The following is an 18,305-nucleotide window of genomic DNA, read 5'->3' as shown; positions in this document are numbered from 1 at the left end:
GGCATTGTGCACGCCGGTGGATGAGGATCAGCCAGCGTGCAGCGCCCCGTGGGTAAGGTGGCGGCCAGTGCTTGAACTCCGGCTTGCTGCGGGGCGCTTTCGCCGTCGTCCGCCATGCCGTCTCGACTGGCCGCGCCTGAGCCTGCCGAAGCCTTGCGCCGCGCTTCGACAGGCTCAGCGTGAACGGTGGGTGGGGTGAGGTTGGGTTCGGCGAGGTTCAGCGGGGTGCAACGGCAACCGGGGCCGCACTGAGCTTCAGCCCAGCCACCCCTTGGGCACCTTGTCCGCCTTCTTCTCCACCGGGTTGGCCGTGAGCCACTGCGGCGCGTACTGGCGCATGAATTCCTTGGCCTTGTCCTGCCGGGCCGTGAGCCAGGCGTCGTAGGCGCCTTCGTTCAGGATGGCGGGCATGCTCTTTTCGCTGCCGGGCTGCTGGTAGCGGTGCAGCAGCGCGTGGTTGTTGGCGTTCACGGTGAGCAGGCAGTAGCTCACGATGACTTCGCCGTCGCTGCCCTGCCACCGCGCCCACAGGCCCGCCACGCCCATGGGCTTGCCGTCCACCCGCGAGATGCGGGTGGGCAGCGCCTTGCCGGCGCGGTAGTCGTCTTCGTAGAACGCCTGCATGGGCACGATGCAGCGCTGGCCCTTGAGCCATGCGTCGCGGAACGCGGTGCCGGTGGAGGCGAGGTCGGACTTGGCATTGACCAGCTTGGGCGCGCGCAGCTTCGCGTCGGATGCGGACTTGACCCAGTGCGGCACCAGGCCCCACTGCGCAGGCACGAACACGCGGGTGGTCGCAGGGGTGGCTGCGGCAGTGCCTTGGCCAGGGGCGGCTGCCTCTGCCTCGGCAGCGGCAGCTTCCGCGTCACGGGCGCTGTCGCCGGAGGCCTCGACGGCGGCGGCGGTGGTCGCTGCAGCCGGGTTGGCAATGGCGGCGGCGGTGGCGGCGTGGACGATGAAGCCCCCGGGCTTGCGCGGCCACAGGTGGCGCTCGCCGGGATCGGCGGGGGGCTCCACGGCGAACGCCTCGCGGTAGGTGTCGACGGGGTGCAGGGTTTCGTAGTGCGTGCTCATGGTGCGATGGTACCGGGCTGTGCCGAGGTTTCCATTAAAAATGCCCGCTACCGCTGAATTGGCAAGCGCGGGTAGCTATCAAAAAAGGAGTGCCTTTGCGCGGCCAAGTGATGGAGCTGTGAAGCTGTGGAGCTGCGGCACCGGTGGCCCGCCTGAGGCACCTTGGCGCTTGCCAGGCCGTGGCCACCGGTGCGCCTGCAGGCGCTCAGGCGCGGGCGCCGAGCGGCTTGCCGGGGCCTTTGCTGCCGACGCGGGGGCTCACCGGGGCGACGACGATGCGGTTGCGCCCCAGCGACTTGGCGGTGTACAGCGCCTGGTCGGCGCGCTCGAGCGTCAGCTCCACCGTGTCGCCGGGCAGGTGCAGCGCCAGGCCGGCCGACAGCGTCATGTGCAGGCTGCCCGAGGGGTGCGGGATCTCCATGCCGGCCACCGCCAGGCGCACACGCTCGAGCAGTTCGCGCGCGTCGTCGCTCTGGGTGTCCGACAGCAGCAGCACGAATTCTTCGCCGCCCCAGCGGCCCAGCACGTCGGTGTCGCGCACGCTGGCCCGCACCACGCCGGCAAAGGCCTGCAGCGCGCGGTCGCCGGTGGCGTGGCCGTGGCTGTCGTTGATGCGTTTGAAGTGGTCGATGTCCAGCTCGGCCAGCAGCATGGGGCGGCCGCTGCGCAGGCTGCGCCGGTGCTCCAGGTCCATCAGGTCCTGCATGGCGCGGCGGTTGGGCAGGCCGGTCAGCTCGTCGCGTGTGGCCAGCTCGCGGTTCACGGCCAGGGCCTGGGCCAGCGCCTGGCGCTGCTCGCTCAGCCGCGCGCGGATGCGCTGGATGCGCAGGTTCAGCGCAATGCTGCCACCCAGCACGATGAGCACCATGAGCGCGTAGGCCGTGTCCAGGTAGCCGAAGGGAGAGGTGCTGAAGCGCGTGGTGGCGGCCACCGCGCAGCTGAAGGCCAGCAGCGCGTACACGCCGATGCCGATCACCTCGGCCACGCTGAGGCCGAAGGTGCCGAAGAAGAGGATCATGGCCAGCACGCTGGGCACGATGCCCCGCGCTTCGCCGGCCAGCACGTACGCCACGGCGCCGCTGGTGATGGTCCAGACCATCTGCGGTACGGTCAGGGAAGGGTCGGCCAGGCGTGCGGTCTGGCCGGATCGGATGAAGGCGGTCATCACGGCCAGCCCACCCACCGAGATGGCGGCCCACCACTGCACGGCGGGCGCATTCGTCGCATCGCTGGCACCGGCCACCAGCAGCATCACGCCCGAGCTGGCGCTCATCAGCACCAGCGCGAGCAGCGCCACGCTCATCAGCGTGCGCCGACGGGGGTCGGTGGAGAGAACCACGTCCCTCAAGCGTTTCCAGCGTGACGGTGCGCGCAAATCGAAGCTCCTGACTGGACCAATCACCGCGCAAGGCACGGAGCAGCAGGCCGCCCCGGGAGGGCCTGGGCCTGACGTCGTTTCATTCTAGGCCTCGGCCTGCGGGGCGTACAGGCCCACAGGGCGGGATGACGCCGGGTGCGGGTGGCCGCCTACAGGGTGAGCGCGGCCAGGGCGGCCAGTGGCGCCGTTTCGGCCCGGAGCACGCGCGGGCCGAGCGTGGTGGGGGCAAAGCCATGCTGCAGTGCAAGATCTTCCTCGGCGGCACTCAACCCGCCCTCGGGGCCCGACAGGAAGACCACGGCCCGTTCGCTCCCCGGCTCGACCGCGCCGCGCAGGGGTGCCGTGCCGGCGCGCAGCGACAGCAGCAGGCGCTGCGGACTGGCGGGTGTGCCGGCTAGGCCCGTGGCCGCGCCGTGCGCACGCACCCAACCCGCCAGGTCGACCGCGTCGTGCACCACGGGCACGCGGTTGCGGCCGCACTGCTCGCAGGCGGCCACGGCCACGGCCTGCCAGTGGGCGAGCTTCTTCTCGGCGCGCTCGCCCTTGAGCTTGAGCACGCTGCGCTCGGCCACCAGCGGGGTGATGCTGGCCACGCCGAGCTCGGTGGCTTTCTCCACCAGCCAGTCCATGCGCTCGTTGGCGGTGATGCCCGCCAGCAGGTGCACAGCGCGCGGTGCCTCGCGCTCGACGGCGTGGTGCGCGCCCACCACCACGCGCACGTCGCTGCGGCCCATGCGCAGCACGGTGGCGTCGAACTCTCCGCCGGGGTCGCCCGCGCCCTGCCCGCCATGGAACAGCGTGATGCCGTCACCCGGCTGCAGGCGCAGCACCTGCACGTGGCGCGCGGCGCCGGGGGGCAGGTCCAGTTCGGCCCCGGTGATCAGGACCTCCGGGCAGTGGAAACGGGGCATATGCTATTAAGTTGGTAGCTGCTGGCGCTTGCTGAATGAGCGGCAGAGGCTGTTTTGATGGTGAGAGCGGCTGGCCTACATGCGGCCGTAGGCAAAGCCCACGACCGGCTGCGTGCCTTCGATCTCGTCCAGCATCTTGAGCAGCGGCCCGAGCTGGCGGTAGCGGTTGGCCGTGGCGCCGATGTAGGCCATGAAGCGCGGCGTGTCGGCCAGGTACTTGGGCTTGCCGTCGCGCAGCGTCAGGCGCGCAAAGATTCCCGCGACCTTCAGGTGGCGCTGCATGCCCATCCATTCGACGCTGCGATAGAACTCGCCGAAGTCGTTGCCCCAGCCGCTGGCGCTGTTGGCGCCCAGCAGGCCGGCCTTGCGCGCCTTTTCCCAGTAACGCACGGTAATGTCGATGACAAACTCTTCTTCCCAGCTGATGAACGCGTCGCGCAGCAGGCTGGCGATGTCGTAAGTGATGGGGCCGTAGACCGCGTCCTGGAAGTCCAGCACGCCCAGCGGGCCGTCGGCGGGTGTGGCCGGGCTGTGGGCGGGCCGGCCCGCCGCAGGCTTGGGCGCCATCAGGTTTCGGGTCATGAAATCACGGTGCACATACACGCTGGGGGCGGCCAGGTTGTGCGCCACGATCGCATCGAACGCGCTCTGGAGCGTGGCCTGCTGGGTGGCATCGAGCGTGACGCCGCGGTGCTTGCCGAGGTACCAGTCCGGAAACAGCGCCAGCTCGCGGCGCAGCAGGGCTTCGTCGTAGACGGGCAGCACGCCGGGTTGCGAGGCCTTTTGCCAGTCCAGCAGCGCATCGGTGGCCTGCTGGTACCAGGCGTACGCGTCCTGGGGCCGGGCGGGGTCCAGCAGTTCGATCAGGGTCTGGTGGCCCAGGTCGGACAGCAGCATGAAGCCGCCCGCCTCATCCCACGCCAGGATCTGCGGTACGTGCAGGCCCGCGGCAGCCAGCAGGGCCTGCACCTGCACGAAGGGGCGGCAGTTTTCCTTGTCCGGCGGCGCATCCATCACGATGCGGCTCACACCGCTGGCGCTGTCGATGCGCAGGTAGCGCCGAAAGCTTGCATCCGCCGAGGCGGGGCGCAGCGTGTGGGGCAGCAACTGGTGGGGGCCCACCAGCGGCGCGAGCCACGCATCGAAGGCGCTGTGGCGGGCTGCGTCAGGCCAGGCGACGGCCGTGGCGGCGGGGGCTGAGCCGCCCGGCGAGGCGGGTGGAACGGCGGGCAGGGAGGGGGATGGGTGGCTCATGGATAATCCGATTTTACAAACCGCTGTGGGCTCCCCTGCCGCGGTCTTCCTTTTGTCCGCCCTCTGCCCACCGCCCCACGTGCCACGCAGCCAGCCTTCTCCCGTGCAGACCCCCTCCCTCCGGACCCGGCCCGCCACGGCACAGGCCGCTCGGTTGCGCCCGCCCGTGCCGCGGGCCCTGGCCTATGGCGTGGCGCTCGCCTGGTGCGGCCTGCCCCTGTCCGCCCTGGCCCAGGCCGGTACGGCGCCCGCCGGCAGTGCCTGGGATGCGCCGCCCGCGCTGCGCAGCTCGCCCCTGCTGCAGGAAAAGATCCCGGACGCGGTGCGGCCCCAGTTGCCCGTCTTCGTGCGGGGTGACCACATCAGCGGCCAGACCGATTTGAACGCGGTCATCGAAGGCAATGCCGAGCTGCGCCGGGGCGACACCGTGATCCGCGCCGACCGGCTGGACTACGACGTGCCCGAAGACCTGGCCAAGGCCCGGGGCCAGGTGCGCGTGAACCGCGCCGGCAACGTCTACGAAGGCACGGCGCTCGAGCTGCGCGTGGATGCGTTCGAGGGCTTCTTCAGCGACGCGCGCTACCGCTTTCTGGCCACGCAGGCGCACGGCGAATCCAAGCGGGTGGACTTCATCGACAAGGACCGCGCGGTGGTGCACAGCGCCACCTACACCACCTGCCAGGTGGGCGACGAAGCCAGCTGGCAGCCTGACTGGGTGCTGCGCGCCAGCGTCATCCGCATCGACAACGAAGAGTCGGTGGGCACGGCTGAGAACGCGGTGCTGGAGTTCAAGGGCGTGTCGCTGCCGCCCATCCCGTACATCAGCTTTCCGCTGTCGGACAAGCGCAAGTCGGGGCTGCTGCCGCCGACCATCGGCCTCGACAGCCGCGACGGCGTGGCCTATTCGCAGCCCTACTACTGGAACATCGCCCCCAACCGCGACGCCACGCTGCGCGCGGCGCTGATGACCAAGCGCGGCGCCAACCTGGGCGGCGAGTTCCGCTACCTGGAGCCCAGCTACAAGGGCCAGATCAGCGGCGACGTGATGCCCGGCGACCGGCTGCGCGACCGCATGCGCTGGAGCTATTCGGGCCAGCACCAGGGGATGCTGGATACCGGCATCGGCGGCGTGGGGCTCAACATCAACGTCAACCGCGTGAGCGACGACAACTACTGGCGCGACTTCGGCCGCGCGTCCGAGCCGCTGCGCCAGCGCCTGCTGCCCAACGACGCCAGCCTGTCGTGGGGCTCCAACGACATGAGCGCCTCGGTGCGCACCCTCAAGTGGCAGACGCTGCAGGACGTGAACTCGCCCATCGTGCCGCCGTACGACCGCATGCCCCAGATGCAGTGGCGCTACGTGCCCTCGCAGCTGGGCGGCGGCTTCGATGCCACGGTGGAACTGGACACCACGCGCTTTCAGGCGGCCCGGGCGCTGACCAACCAGCCCAACGCCGACCGCAGCTATGCCATGGCGGCGATCAGCCGGCCGTTTCTGGCGCCCGGTGGCTTCATCACGCCGCGTCTGCAGCTGCATGCCACCACGTACCAGTTCGACACGGGCCTGAGCAACGGCGACCGCTCGGCCAGCCGCACGCTGCCCACGTTCAGCCTGGACAGCGGCCTGGTCTTCGAGCGCGACGCGGCGTACTTCGGCCGGTCGTTCCTGCAGACGCTGGAGCCGCGCGCCTTCTACACCTACACGCCATACCGCGACCAGAGCCGCCTGCCCGTGTACGACACGGCCGCCAACGACTTCAACTTCGCGACCATCTACACCGAGAACGCGTTCGGCGGCAACGACCGCATCGCCGACAACAACCTGCTGACGCTGGGCGTGAGCACGCGCCTGCTGGACCCGAACACCGGCGCCGAGGCTGCGCGTTTCGGCATTGCGCAGCGCGTGCGGTTCTCCGACCAGCAGGTGACGCTGCCTGGCGGCGCGCCCGTGAGCGAGCGTCTGTCGGACGTGCTGCTGGGCGCGGGCATCTCCTGGACGCCGCAGTGGGGCTTTGACTCCACCGTGCAGTACAACCCCAAGACGGGGCGTTCGATCCGCTCGACCATCGGCGCGCGCTACAGCCCGGGCAACTACCGCACCGTGAGCGCCGCCTACCGCCTGCAGCGCGGCACCAGCGAGCAGATCGACATCGGCTGGCAATGGCCCTTGAACGACCTGTGGGGCGACAAGGGCCAGGACCTGGGCCGCGGCCGGGGCCAGGGCGGCAACCGCTGGTACACCGTGGGACGCCTGAACTACAGCCTGCAGGACCGAAAGCTCGTGGACACCGTGGTGGGCCTCGAATACGACAGCTGCTGCTGGATCGGCCGCGTGGTGCTCGAGCGCCTGCAAAGCGGCGTGACCACCTCCAACACCCGGCTGCTGTTCCAGGTGGAGTTCGTCGGCTTCTCCCGCCTGAGCCTGGGCTCCAGCCCGCTGGAAACCTTCAAGCAACATGTGCCGCGTTACCAGTACCTGCGCGAGCAGGTCAGTACGCCCAGCCGTTTCACCAACTACGACTAGGCGCTCGTGCGCCCCGGTCACCTCTTACGCTCCACACCATGAACCAACGAGCATTTGCCCTGGCCTTGGCGGCCGCCCTGGTTTCCCTCATGGCCCAAAGCGCCGCCGCGCAGGGCCTGCGGCCTTCAGGGGCTGCTGCGGGCACGGGGCTGTCGCGCCCGGCCGCCACACCGTCGATCACGCTGCCGCCTGAAAGCAGCGCCAGCGGCACCAGCAGCGCCGGCCCGCGCGCTGCGGACTACATCGTGGCGGTGGTGAATTCCGAGCCGATCACCAACAACGAAGTGCGCTCGCGCCTGGCCCGCGCCGAGGCCCAGCTGGCGCAGCAGGGCGGCGCCCAGCCCCCGCGCGACGTGCTGGCGCGCGAGGTGCTCGAGCGGCTCATCGTCGAGCGCGCGCAGCTGCAGCAGGCCAAGGAATCCGGCATCAAGGTGGACGACTTCGCCGTGTCGCAGGCCGAGCAGGGCGTGGCCCGCCAGAACAACATGACCACCGACGAGCTGTACCGGCGCCTGGCCCGCGACGGCATGGGCAAGGAGCGCTTTCGCGAAGAGCTGCGCAACCAGCTGCTGCAGCAGCGCCTGCGCGAGCGCGAAGTGGAAGCCCGTGTGAAGGTCAGCGACCTGGACATCGACCAGTACCTGCGCGAGCAGCAAAAGGGCATGGACGTCGCGTCCATGGAAATCAACCTGGGCCACGTGCTGGTCCTGGTGCCCGAGAACGCCAGCCCCGTGCAGGTGGCCGAGCGCCAGGCACGCGCCCAGCGCGCCGCCGACCGCGTGCGGGCCGGCGAGGACTTCGCCACCGTCGCGCGCGAACTCTCCGACGCACCCGAAGGCCAGCGCAACAACGGGCTGCTGGGCCTGCGCCCTGCCGACCGCTACCCCGAACTGTTCGTGAACTCCACGCTGGGCCTGCCGGTGGGCGGCATCGTGGGCCCCGTGCGGTCGCCCGCGGGCTTTCACGTCCTGAAGGTGGTCGAGCGCGTGACCGCCGGCGTGCCCACCACCGTGACGCAGAGCCACGCACGCCACATCCTGCTGCGCACCAGCCCCCAGCTGACCGAAGCCGCCGCCGCGGCGCGGCTGGCCGACTACCGCCGCCGCATCCTGGCAGGCCAGGCCGACTTTGCCGCGCTGGCGCGCGAGCATTCGCAGGACGGCAGCTCCAAGGAAGGCGGCGATCTGGGCTGGGCCAACCCGGGCCGCTACGTGCCCGAGTTCGAACAGGCCCTGAACGCTTTGAAGCCCGGCGACATCAGCGAGCCGCTGGTCTCGCGCTTCGGCGTGCACCTGATCCAGCTGCTGGAGCGCCGCGAGGCCAAGCTCACGCAGCGCGAGCAGCGTGACATGGCGCGCGACACGGTGCGCGAGAAGAAGCTCGACGAGGCCTACGCCACCTGGGCGCAGGAACTGCGCGGCCGGGCCTACGTGGAATACCGCGACCCGCCGCAATGAAGAATCAGTGCATCCCCCTGAGGCGCTGCGCGCCTCGGCACCGCAGCCAGAGACAGCGGCCCTTCGGGCACGTCCAAGCCTGCGCAGGCAGGCTTGGAGCCGCGGCCCTCAGCCCCTTCTCTCCCATCGCTGCGCGACTCGGGAAGGGGGACGCCGCCAGTGCACGCCAGCGAAGCGCAGCCTGCGCTGCCAAGCGGCCCTTGCGCGGCGGCCGCTGGTCTGCGCGCCCTCGTCACAGCTCGCACATCGACCACACACGCGGGCCCATGGCATGAAACACATTCCCCGCAAGCGCTTCGGGCAGCATTTCCTGTCCGACAAAAGCATCATCGAAGACATCGTGCAGGCCATCGCGCCCCAGCCGGGCGACCCCATGGTCGAGATCGGCCCCGGGCTGGCGGCGCTCACGCAGCCTCTGGTGGAGCGCCTGGGCCGCCTGACGGTGATCGAGCTCGACCGCGACCTGGCCCTGCGCCTGCGGCTGCACGGGCATCTCGACGTGATCGAGTCCGATGTGCTGCGGGTCGACTTCACGCAGCTGGCGCAGGACTTTCGCGCCAAGGCGGGCCAGCCCGACCTGCGGCTGCGTGTGGTCGGCAACCTGCCGTACAACATCTCCACGCCCATCCTGTTCCATCTGCTCGAACATGTGGAGGTCATCCAGGACCAGCACTTCATGCTGCAAAAGGAAGTGATCGACCGCATGGTGGCCCGCCCCTCGACCAGCGACTACGGCCGCCTGTCGGTGATGCTGCAGTGGCGCTACGCGATGGAGAACGTGCTGTTCGTGCCGCCTGAGAGCTTCGACCCGCCCCCGCGCGTGGACAGCGCCGTGGTGCGCATGGTCCCGCACGCCGAGCCCGCTGCGCTGTCGGTGCCCCTGCTGGAAGAACTGGTGCAGGTGGCCTTCAGCCAGCGCCGCAAGCTGCTGCGCCACACCCTGGGCCGCTGGCTCGAGGCCCGCCAGTTCCCCGGCACCTTCGACACCCAACGCCGCGCCGAAGAAGTGCCCGTGGCCGAATACGTGGCGCTGGCGCAGGCTTGCTCTTGAATTGATAGCTGTTAGCGCTTGCCGGACAAGCGGTAGCGGTCAATTTGATCAGTGATAAGGGGCGTCTGAGGGCTCAGGCAGGCTGCACGATGCAGCTGCAAGCACGCCTGCCAACGTCGCACCGGTCCCGATGCGATGCCAAACCCGTCGGTCAAACGTCAACAGGTTTGAAGCAGGCACGCGCTGCAGTCGTGTACGCTGATTTCGTCACTTACGCCGAAACTGGCGTGGCCAAGGCGAGAGACACCGCGCAAGGGCCGCCCCGCCGCGCTGGTGTCGTCCCCCTTCCCGAACGGCGCAGCCGTTCGAGAGAAGGGGCTGAGGGCCGCGGATCCAAGCCTGCCTGCGCAGGCTTGGACGAGCCCGAAGAGCCGCCGCCTCTGGCGGTGGCACCGAGGCGCAGCGCCTCAGGGGGATGCCCCTGCTACGCGGCGCTGAGCCAGTACCCGGAGTTGAAGGGGCTGCTCATGCGCAGCGCCATGGGCGAGACGTCCACGAGCTTGTCGGTGGGCATCTTCTCGCCGGAGGGATCGGTGGCAACAGCTGCTGCTGCGCTGCCGATGTCTATGACCTCGACACCCGGGGTGCCGTGAGCCTCGTTCGCCCGTTCTGCTTGGCTGGTGGATGCAGAACGGGCTACAGAAAAGAATAGAAACACCGGAAGGGGATCTTGCGGTCGCCCCAGTAGTCGGCAGCGTCCCGGAAGATGTCGAGCAGTTGCTCGCGGGCTTCCTTGTCGAACTTGCCGGTGGCGGGGATCTGCTCCAGCACGACGATGAAACCAGGCTGCGGGCCTGATTTGTGCAAGGGGTCTGTCATGCAGTCGTACAACGCGTCGAAGTTCTTGCCGAAGTGCGACGGGAAGGTGAATTGCCCGGCAATCAGGTCCAGCACATCCTGCTTGGACTGCGCGTGGGCCAGGTTGGCGTACAAGAAATGGTGACCCATGGAAGTGGCTGCATCCTGCAGGTCCTGCACGCGGAAGGCGCGGATGGACTGCACGATGTTGGTGCGCACGCCACGCAGTGGCGTTTCCAGGTCTTTACGAAGTGGCGTCTGCATCTCCGCTACTCTTTCTTTAGAAAGTCCACAAACTTCTGGCATCTCGCAGGGCTGCGAGGGCCAGCCTGCGATGGGTGAATTCAATGGGATACGGTGCAGGTTGCCAAGTTTCATTTGGCAGGTGTGCACCGCAACGGGTGTCATTTGGCGATTTCGCGAAAACTGGCGTAGTGGTCGCTGGTGTAGTAGCAGGCGTCCGGGGTCCGGGGCTTGCCGCCGCACACGATGCGCCGGGCTCCCCGGTCGCGCGATCCTGGCGTTCTGACGGTGTATTCGCGGTAGTAGCCCCGCTGGTGGGCGGGCAACAGCCGCTCGCGATTGCCGAAAACCGATCCATCCTTGTCGTACGGAAACGGCCCGCCCTCAAGGATCAGCGCATACGTCGCTCGCCCTTGGGGCGGCAAGTCGGCCAGTGCAATGGGGGTGATGGACCCGTCTGTGGACGGGGATTTACGGGCGTGCCCCGCAACCGGGGACAGCACGAACGCAACACCCAGAACACACAAAACCCCTGCTTTGCGCGCCCGGGTGGCTACAGCCTTCAGCATCAACGAAACCTTTCACACGACTTATGCAATCCTGGACAGGCAAATCGCCTATCCCTGAAAACGCACTTCATGCCCCCTTGTTTGCATAAGTCCAGACTCCAGAAACCTACGGGTTAACCCGAAATTTCGACCCGCTAGTGTGACTCAATGGCCCCCAAAAAGCAAGCGTCTGCACAAAACTTGGGCAGACGCTGAAAGGGGGTGCAGGTGTTTTAAGTTAGCACTTGCTATCGGTTGGTGACTTACCGCAACGCGTTGGCATCGGCCACGGTCAGTGCGGTCATGTTCACGATGCGGCGCACGGTGGCGCTCGGCGTCAGGATATGGACCGGCTTCGCGGCGCCCAGCAGGACCGGGCCGATGGCGATACCGCCGCCCGCAGCCGTCTTGAGCAGGTTGTAGGCGATGTTGGCCGCGTCGATGTTGGGGAAGACCAGCAGGTTGGCGTCGCCCGTCAGCTCGCTGCCGGGCATGACGGCCGCACGGGCCTTGCCGTCCAGCGCCACGTCGCCGTGCATCTCGCCGTCCACCTCCAGCCACGGAGCCTGCTGGCGCAGCAGCTCCAGCGTCTGGCGCATCTTGATGGCGCTGGGGCTGTTGCTGGTGCCGAAGTTGGAGTGCGACAGCAGCGCGGCCTTGGGCTTGAAGCCAAAGCGCATCATCTCCTCGGCGGCCAGCGCGGTGATCTCGGCCAGCTCCTGGGGCGTGGGGTCGTAGTTCACGTGCGTGTCGACCAGGAACACCTGGCGGCCGGGCAGCATCAGGCCGTTCATGCAGGCGTACACCGGCACGTCCTGCTCGGTGCTGTCGGCGCCGCCCGCGTGCTTGCCGATCACCTGGTCGATGTACAGCAGGTGGTTGGCCGTGGTGCCCCAGGTGCCGCAGATCAGGCCGTCCACCTCGCCCTTGTGCAGCATCATCGCGCCGATCAGCGTGAGGCGACGGCGCATCTCGATCTTGGCGACCTGCTGGGTGATGCCCTTGCGCTCGGTCATGCGGTGGTAGGTCTGCCAGAAGTCGCGGTAGCGGTGGTCGAAGTCGGTGTTGACCACGTCGTAGTCCACGCCTTCCTTCAGGCGCAAGCCGAACTTCTCGATGCGCTGGGCGATGATGGCCGGGCGGCCGATCAGCGTGGGGCGCGCCACGCGCTCGTCCACCACGATCTGCGCGGCGCGCAGCACGCGCTCTTCCTCGCCCTCGGCGTACGCCACGCGCTTGCGCGCGGCGGTGCGGGCTGCATCGAAGATGGGCTTCATCGTCGTGCCGGAGGCGTAGACGAAGGCCTGCAGGCGGTCGCGGTACGCATCCATGTCGGTGATGGGGCGCTGCGCCACGCCGCTGTCGGCCGCCGCCTGGGCCACGGCCGGGGCGATCTTCATCATCAGGCGCGGATCGAACGGCTTGGGGATCAGGTACTCGGGGCCGAACGACAGCTTCTCGCCGACGTACGCTGCGGCCACCACTTCGCTCTGCTCGGCCTGGGCCAGCTCGGCAATGGCGTGCACGGCCGCGATTTCCATCTCATCGGTGATGGTGGTGGCGCCGCTGTCCAGCGCGCCGCGGAAGATGTACGGGAAGCACAGGACGTTGTTGACCTGGTTGGGGTAGTCCGAGCGGCCCGTGGCCATGATGATGTCGCTGCGCACGCTGTGCGCGAGCTCGGGCATGATTTCGGGGTTGGGGTTGGCCAGCGCGAAGATCACCGGGCGCTCGGCCATGGTGGCCACCATTTCGGGCTTGAGCACGTTGCTGGCCGACAGGCCCAGGAACACGTCGGCACCGGCGATCACTTCGGCCAGCTTGCGCGCGTCGGTCTTTTGCATGAACTGGCGCTTGTCGTCGTCCATCAGCTCTTCGCGGCCTTCGTACACCACGCCGGCCAGGTCGGTGACGAACACGTTCTTGCGCTGCACGCCCACCTTGAGCAGCAGGTTCAGGCAGGCCAGCGCCGCGGCGCCCGCGCCGCTGGTCACGAGCTTCACATCCTCGATCTTCTTGCCCGCCACCTTGAGCGCATTGACCATGGCCGCCGCCACCGTGATGGCCGTGCCGTGCTGGTCGTCATGGAAGACCGGAATCTTCATGCGCTTGCGCAGCTCGCGCTCCACGTAGAAGCAGTCGGGCGCCTTGATGTCTTCGAGGTTGATCGCGCCGAAGGTGGGTTCCAGCGCCGCGATCACTTCCACCAGCTTGGCGGGGTCCTTCTCGTCGATCTCGATGTCGAACACGTCCACGCCCGCGAACTTCTTGAACAGGACGCCCTTGCCCTCCATCACCGGCTTGGAGGCCAGCGCGCCGATGTCACCCAGGCCCAGCACGGCCGTGCCGTTGGTGATGACGGCCACCAGGTTGCCGCGTGCGGTGTAGCGAAACGCGTTGGCCGGGTCCTTGACGATCTCTTCACAGGGGGCGGCCACGCCGGGCGAGTAGGCCAGGGCCAGGTCGTGCTGGTTGACCATCTGCTTGGTGGCGGCAATGGCGATCTTGCCGGGCTTGGGAAACTCGTGGTACTCGAGAGCGGCACGGCGCAGTTGGGCGCGCTTGTCGGATTCGTTGTTGTTGTTCTCGTTCTGGGCCGTGGTGTTCTCGGGCATTCAGTGTCTCCAACTCAGGGGTGGGTGCAAAAAAACCGGGCTGCAGCGGCTCCGCGCGGGCTGTCAGCTTTGTAAGGGTCCGCGATTGTAGGACGATGCCGGTAAAAACCCTAGTAAGCGGATCTGCTTATGCGGGTGCATCAGTGATGACCTGCGCCGCTGCAATCGGCGCCCCCATGAAAAACGCCCCGCAGCCGAGGGGCTGGGGGCGCTGCAGGGTCAAATCAGCGGGTATCTGCGCTTATCTGCCGGCATCACCGGCTGCTGGGAAACGCGAACACCGCGCCCTCACGCACACCAGCACTGGGCCAGCGCTGTGTGATGGTCTTGCGCTTGGTGTAGAAGCGCACGGCGTCGGGACCGTAGGCGTGCAGGTCGCCGAACAGGCTGCGCTTCCAGCCGCCGAACGAGTGGTAGGCCACGGGCACGGGCAGGGGCACGTTCACGCCCACCATGCCGACCTGGATGTGGTCGGTGAAGTAGCGGGCGGCCTCGCCGTCGCGGGTGAAGATGCAGGTGCCGTTGCCGTATTCGTGGTCGTTGATGAGCTGCATGGCTTCCTGCAGCGTCTTCACGCGCACCACGCCGAGCACGGGGCCGAAGATCTCTTCCTGGTAGATCTTCATGCCGGGCTTGACGTTGTCGAACAGGCAGGCGCCCAGGAAGTAGCCCTCTTCATGGCCCGCCACCTTCATGCCACGGCCATCGACCACCAGCGTGGCGCCCTCGGCCACGCCGCTGTCCACATAGGCAGTCACCTTCTCGAAATGCGGCTTGCTGACCAGCGGGCCCATGTCGTTGCCGCCGTTGTCGGTCTGGGTGCCGGGGCCGACCTTCATCTTGGCGATCTCGGTCTTCAGGCCCGCGATCACGGCGTCACCCACGGCGTCGCCCACGGCTACCAGCAGCGGGATGGCCATGCAGCGCTCGCCGCACGATCCGTACGCCGCGCCCATCAGGGCGCTCACCGCGTTGTCCACATCGGCATCGGGCATCAGCACCGCATGGTTCTTGGCGCCGCCCAAGGCCTGCACGCGCTTGCCGTGCTTGCAGCCTTCGGCGTAGATGTACTCGGCAATGGGGGTGGAGCCGACAAAGCTCACGGCCTTGACGCGCGGGTCCTGCAGCAGCGTGTCCACGGCTGTCTTGTCGCCGTTGACCACGTTCAGCACGCCCGGCGGCAGGCCGGCTTCGAGTGCCAGCTGGGCGATGAACAGCGTGCTGCTGGGGTCGCGCTCTGAGGGCTTGAGCACGAAGGTGTTGCCGCAGGCCACGGCCATGGGCCACATCCACAGCGGCACCATGGCCGGGAAGTTGAACGGCGTGATGCCTGCCGTGACGCCCAGCGCCTGGAACTCGCTCCACGAGTCGATGCTGGGGCCCACATTGCGGCTGTGCTCGCCCTTGAGCAGCTCGGGCGCATAGCTGGCGTACTCCACGTTCTCGATGCCGCGCTGCAGCTCGCCGTGCGCGTCGCTCAGCACCTTGCCGTGCTCGGCGGTGATCAGGGCGGCGATCTTGTCGGCGTTCTCTTCGAGCAGGACCTTGAGCTTGCTCATCACGCGCGCGCGCTTCAGGGGCGGCGTGTTGCGCCAGGCGGGGTAGGCAGCCTCGGCCGATGCGATGGCGGCCTCGACCGTGGCCTTGCTGGCCAGCGCCACGCTGGTATTGGACTGGCCGGTGGCGGGGTTGAACACCGGCTGTGTGCGCTCGGTGTCGGCAACGAGCTGGCCGTCGATCAGGTGGCCGACGGTGGTGGTGACGTTCTTGTCGTGGTTCATGGCTGTTTTCAAGTAAAAAATGCCGCCACTGCTGGATGGGCAAGCGGCAGCAGCTATTGATTTAGGAGCGTGGGGTGTGGGCGTCGGTGGCCGGGCCCAGCGCTTACGCGGTCTCGGTGAGCGCGTCGCCCAGCGCACTGACCATGCGGTCGATCTCGGCCTCGGTGCTGATGAACGGGGGCGCCAGTTGAATGGTGTCGCCGCCGTAGCGCACGTAAAAGCCCTTGTCCCAGCACTTCATCGCGATCTCGTACGGGCGGCGGGCCGGCTCGCCCGGCAGGGCGCTGATGGTGATGCCCGCGGCCAGGCCGTAGTTGCGGATGTCCGCCACGTGCTTGGCGCCCTTGAGGCCGTGCACCGCGTTCTCGAAGAACGGAGCCAGCGCCTTCACGCGGCCGGGCATGTCTTCTTTTTGCAGGATGTCCAGCACCGCATTGCCGGCCGCGCAGGCCACGGGGTGGGCCGAATACGTGTAGCCGTGCGGAAACTCCAGCATGTACTCGGGCCCGCCCTGGCTGATGAAGGTGTCGTAGATCTCCTTGGTGGCGATCACGCCGCCCAGCGGCTGCGCGCCGTTGGTCACCTGCTTGGCGAAGTTCAGGATGTCCGGAGTCACGCCGAAGGCCTCGGCACCCGTCCACGCGCCGCAGCGGCCAAAGCCGGTGATCACTTCATCAAAAATCAGCAGGATGTTGTTCTGCGTGCAGATCTCGCGGATGCGTTCCAGGTAGCCCTTGGGCGGGATCACCACGCCGGCCGAGCCCGAGAACGGCTCCACGATCACCGCGGCGATGTTGGATGCGTCGTGCAGCGCGATCACGTCCAGCAGCTTGTCGGCCAGCGCACGGCCGCCGTCCTCGGCCATGCCCTTCTGGAAGGTGCCGGCCGGTGGCTGGGTGTGGGGCAGGTGGTCGGCCTCGATGCCCTGGCCGAAGGTCTTGCGGTTGCCCACGATGCCGCCCACCGAGATACCGCCGTAGTTCACGCCGTGATAGCCCTTTTCGCGGCCGATCAGGCGGGTCTTGCTCGCCTGCCCCTTGGCGCGCCAGTAGGCACGGGCCATCTTGAGCGAGGTGTCGGCCGACTCGGAGCCCGAGCCGGTGAAGAACACGTAGTCCAGGCCTGCGGGCGTCAGCTCCTTGAGCTTGTTGGCCAGCGCGAACGAGGCCGGGTGGCCGAACTGGAACGCGGGCGAGTAGTCCAGCGTGGCCGCCGCCTTGCCGATGGCTTCGGCCACGTCCTTGCGGCCATGTCCGAGACCGGAGCACCACAGGCCCGAGAGGCCGTCGAAGATCTTGCGGCCTTCGGCGTCGGTGTAGTAGGCGCCCTGGCCGCTCACGATCATGCGCGGCTTGGCCTTGAAGTTGCGGTTGCCGGTGAAGGGCATCCAGTGCGCATCGAGCCATGCGGCATCCATGCGAGGGCTGTCCGGGCCAGCGGCGGGTTTTTCGATATGGACGAAGCTCATGGCGGTCTCCAGGGCGGCGGTGAAGGGCGGGTGAATGATGACGGTGAGGGGGCAGCGCAGGGCCTTGCGTGGCAAAGCCCTGCCGACAGTGCATTGTTGTGCCGCCTGTTAATCTCTCCAATAGTGCAATATCAATGTTTACTTGACGATTTATGCAAGTAAAAGACACCCCCAAGCCATCCTCCGTTCCCCCAGCCACATCACTGTCCAGCCCCAACGCCCGGCACCGCGCCGTGCTGGGCCAACTCAGCGACATGGACCTGCGCCTTTTGCAGGTGTTCAAGAGCGTGGTGGAGTGCGGCGGCATGTCCGCGGCCGAGCTGGAGCTGAACATCGGCACCAGCACCGTGAGCCGCCACATGAAGGACCTGGAAACCCGCCTGGGCCTCACCTTGTGCCGCCGGGGCCGCGCGGGCTTTGCGCTCACGGCCGAAGGCCAGCGCGTGTACGACGAAACCCTGCGCCTGCTGTCCGCCGTGGACGCCTTTCGCAGCAGCATCGACGACATCCACCGCCGCATGGGCGGGCGGCTGGAGGTGGCGGTGTTCGACAAGACGGCCAGCAACCCCGCCGCGCACATCGGCGACGCCATCGCCCTTTTCGCCACTCAGGCGCCCGAGGTCAGCCTGCAGATGCACGTGGCCAGCATCAACGCCATCGAGCGCGGGCTCATCGACGGCAGCTTCCACGTGGGCATCATCCCGGCGCACCGCGCGTCACAGAGTCTGGTGTACGCCAACCTGTTCACCGAGACCATGCTGCTGTACTGCGGCGCCCGGCACCCGCTGTTCGGCACCGACCATGCCGGCCTGACCTGGGAGGCCTTGCGCGCCTACCAGTTCGCCGGCCTGGGCTACCACTCGCCCAACATGGAACTCAGCCACAGCGCCCGCCTGCCGCGCAAGGCGACGGGGTTCGACCAGGAATCGATCGCGACGCTGATCCTGTCGGGCCGCTACCTGGGCTTTTTGCCCGACCACTATGCGGAGGGCTTCGAGCGGCAGGGGCTCATGCAGGCGGTGTCGCCCGCGCAGTTCTTCTACCGCTGCGAATTCGTGAGCGTGCTGCGCAAGTCGCCCCAGCCGCCGCGGGCGGCCCAGGCGTTTGCGCAGTGCCTGGTGCAGGCGCACAGTGGATGACGCCTTGCGTCCAGCAAGAACCGGGCGGACAATCGGGGCCTTCTTCCTTCAGCGCGTTGAGCGG

13 protein-coding genes are annotated in these 18,305 nt (G+C 68.0%); 4 read left to right on the top strand and 9 right to left on the bottom strand.

The genetic code is table 11. From position 1 onward, the window contains the following. Positions 1-255: 255 nt before the first annotated feature. From ACSQ3D_RS19900 to ACSQ3D_RS19885, 4 genes are all read right to left on the bottom strand, one after another. Positions 256-1,074, bottom strand: a complete 819-nt coding sequence (locus tag ACSQ3D_RS19900; RefSeq protein WP_436128033.1) for an SOS response-associated peptidase — start codon at positions 1,072-1,074, stop codon at positions 256-258. A 205-nt stretch (positions 1,075-1,279) separates the two neighbouring features. Then, entirely contained in the window at positions 1,280-2,413 is a 1,134-nt protein-coding gene (locus ACSQ3D_RS19895) for a diguanylate cyclase domain-containing protein (protein WP_436128032.1), read from the bottom strand. 188 nt (positions 2,414-2,601) lie between these two features. Next, complete coding sequence (locus ACSQ3D_RS19890) at positions 2,602-3,363, bottom strand: 16S rRNA (uracil(1498)-N(3))-methyltransferase (protein WP_436128031.1); 762 nt, start codon at positions 3,361-3,363, stop codon at positions 2,602-2,604. 75 nt (positions 3,364-3,438) lie between these two features. Beyond that, positions 3,439-4,617: an aminoglycoside phosphotransferase family protein gene (locus ACSQ3D_RS19885; RefSeq protein ID WP_436128030.1), complete on the bottom strand. Its 1,179-nt coding sequence runs from the start codon at positions 4,615-4,617 to the stop codon at positions 3,439-3,441. On the opposite strand from ACSQ3D_RS19885, the gene ACSQ3D_RS19880 reads away from it, so the two are divergent. From ACSQ3D_RS19880 to rsmA, 3 genes are all read left to right on the top strand, one after another. Beyond that, positions 4,616-7,141: an LPS-assembly protein LptD gene (locus ACSQ3D_RS19880; RefSeq protein ID WP_436128029.1), complete on the top strand. Its 2,526-nt coding sequence runs from the start codon at positions 4,616-4,618 to the stop codon at positions 7,139-7,141. The two genes, ACSQ3D_RS19885 and ACSQ3D_RS19880, sit on opposite strands and share 2 nt — an antisense overlap. Positions 7,142-7,179: 38 nt before the next feature. Beyond that, positions 7,180-8,598, top strand: coding sequence for a peptidylprolyl isomerase (locus ACSQ3D_RS19875; protein ID WP_396506367.1), 1,419 nt, complete (start codon positions 7,180-7,182; stop codon positions 8,596-8,598). A gap of 271 nt (positions 8,599-8,869) precedes the next feature. Further along, positions 8,870-9,649, top strand: coding sequence for a 16S rRNA (adenine(1518)-N(6)/adenine(1519)-N(6))-dimethyltransferase RsmA (gene rsmA, locus ACSQ3D_RS19870; RefSeq protein ID WP_056410945.1), 780 nt, complete (start codon positions 8,870-8,872; stop codon positions 9,647-9,649). A gap of 636 nt (positions 9,650-10,285) precedes the next feature. On the opposite strand, the gene ACSQ3D_RS19865 is transcribed toward rsmA, so the two are convergent. The 5 genes from ACSQ3D_RS19865 to ACSQ3D_RS19845 form a co-directional block, all read right to left on the bottom strand. Continuing rightward, positions 10,286-10,711, bottom strand: coding sequence for a barstar family protein (locus tag ACSQ3D_RS19865; protein WP_010464776.1), 426 nt, complete (start codon positions 10,709-10,711; stop codon positions 10,286-10,288). Positions 10,712-10,851: 140 nt separating this feature from the next. Then, positions 10,852-11,259, bottom strand: coding sequence for a ribonuclease domain-containing protein (locus ACSQ3D_RS19860; RefSeq protein WP_056171418.1), 408 nt, complete (start codon positions 11,257-11,259; stop codon positions 10,852-10,854). 242 nt (positions 11,260-11,501) lie between these two features. Next, complete coding sequence (locus ACSQ3D_RS19855; RefSeq protein ID WP_056410948.1) at positions 11,502-13,853, bottom strand: NADP-dependent malic enzyme; 2,352 nt, start codon at positions 13,851-13,853, stop codon at positions 11,502-11,504. Between the two features lie 254 nt (positions 13,854-14,107). Then, the gene (locus ACSQ3D_RS19850) at positions 14,108-15,634 is read right to left on the bottom strand and encodes a CoA-acylating methylmalonate-semialdehyde dehydrogenase (RefSeq protein ID WP_436128028.1); all 1,527 of its coding nucleotides are present in this window, start codon (positions 15,632-15,634) and stop codon (positions 14,108-14,110) included. Positions 15,635-15,737: 103 nt separating this feature from the next. Then, positions 15,738-17,102 (bottom strand): aspartate aminotransferase family protein, encoded by a 1,365-nt coding sequence (locus ACSQ3D_RS19845; RefSeq protein WP_436128027.1) that lies wholly within the window; start codon positions 17,100-17,102, stop codon positions 15,738-15,740. Between the two features lie 233 nt (positions 17,103-17,335). Here ACSQ3D_RS19845 and ACSQ3D_RS19840 point away from each other — a divergent pair, with 233 nt between their 5' ends. Further along, a complete protein-coding gene (locus tag ACSQ3D_RS19840) occupies positions 17,336-18,241 on the top strand; it encodes a LysR family transcriptional regulator (RefSeq protein ID WP_436128053.1) in 906 nt (301 codons plus the stop codon). Positions 18,242-18,305 lie beyond the last annotated feature (64 nt).

Origin of the sequence: Acidovorax sp. LjRoot117 (genome assembly GCF_964252695.1) — a bacterium.
In the GTDB taxonomy this organism is placed as follows: Bacteria; Pseudomonadota; Gammaproteobacteria; order Burkholderiales; family Burkholderiaceae_C; genus Acidovorax.
The sequence above is the reverse complement of the archived record's forward strand: the minus strand, read 5'-3'. Positions and strand labels throughout refer to the sequence as shown.

Excerpts from the sequence above, each read along its gene's own strand:
- ACSQ3D_RS19900 (WP_436128033.1), bottom strand. The coding sequence starts at position 1,074 with ATGAGCACGCACTACGAAACCCTGCACCCCGTCGACACCTACCGCGAG.
- ACSQ3D_RS19890 (WP_436128031.1), bottom strand. The coding sequence starts at position 3,363 with ATGCCCCGTTTCCACTGCCCGGAGGTCCTGATCACCGGGGCCGAACTG.
- ACSQ3D_RS19880 (WP_436128029.1), top strand. The coding sequence starts at position 4,616 with ATGGATAATCCGATTTTACAAACCGCTGTGGGCTCCCCTGCCGCGGTC.
- ACSQ3D_RS19885 (WP_436128030.1), bottom strand. The coding sequence starts at position 4,617 with ATGAGCCACCCATCCCCCTCCCTGCCCGCCGTTCCACCCGCCTCGCCG.
- ACSQ3D_RS19875 (WP_396506367.1), top strand. The coding sequence starts at position 7,180 with ATGAACCAACGAGCATTTGCCCTGGCCTTGGCGGCCGCCCTGGTTTCC.
- rsmA (WP_056410945.1), top strand. The coding sequence starts at position 8,870 with ATGAAACACATTCCCCGCAAGCGCTTCGGGCAGCATTTCCTGTCCGAC.
- ACSQ3D_RS19865 (WP_010464776.1), bottom strand. The coding sequence starts at position 10,711 with ATGCAGACGCCACTTCGTAAAGACCTGGAAACGCCACTGCGTGGCGTG.
- ACSQ3D_RS19860 (WP_056171418.1), bottom strand. The coding sequence starts at position 11,259 with ATGCTGAAGGCTGTAGCCACCCGGGCGCGCAAAGCAGGGGTTTTGTGT.
- ACSQ3D_RS19855 (WP_056410948.1), bottom strand. The coding sequence starts at position 13,853 with ATGCCCGAGAACACCACGGCCCAGAACGAGAACAACAACAACGAATCC.
- ACSQ3D_RS19850 (WP_436128028.1), bottom strand. The coding sequence starts at position 15,634 with ATGAACCACGACAAGAACGTCACCACCACCGTCGGCCACCTGATCGAC.
- ACSQ3D_RS19845 (WP_436128027.1), bottom strand. The coding sequence starts at position 17,102 with ATGAGCTTCGTCCATATCGAAAAACCCGCCGCTGGCCCGGACAGCCCT.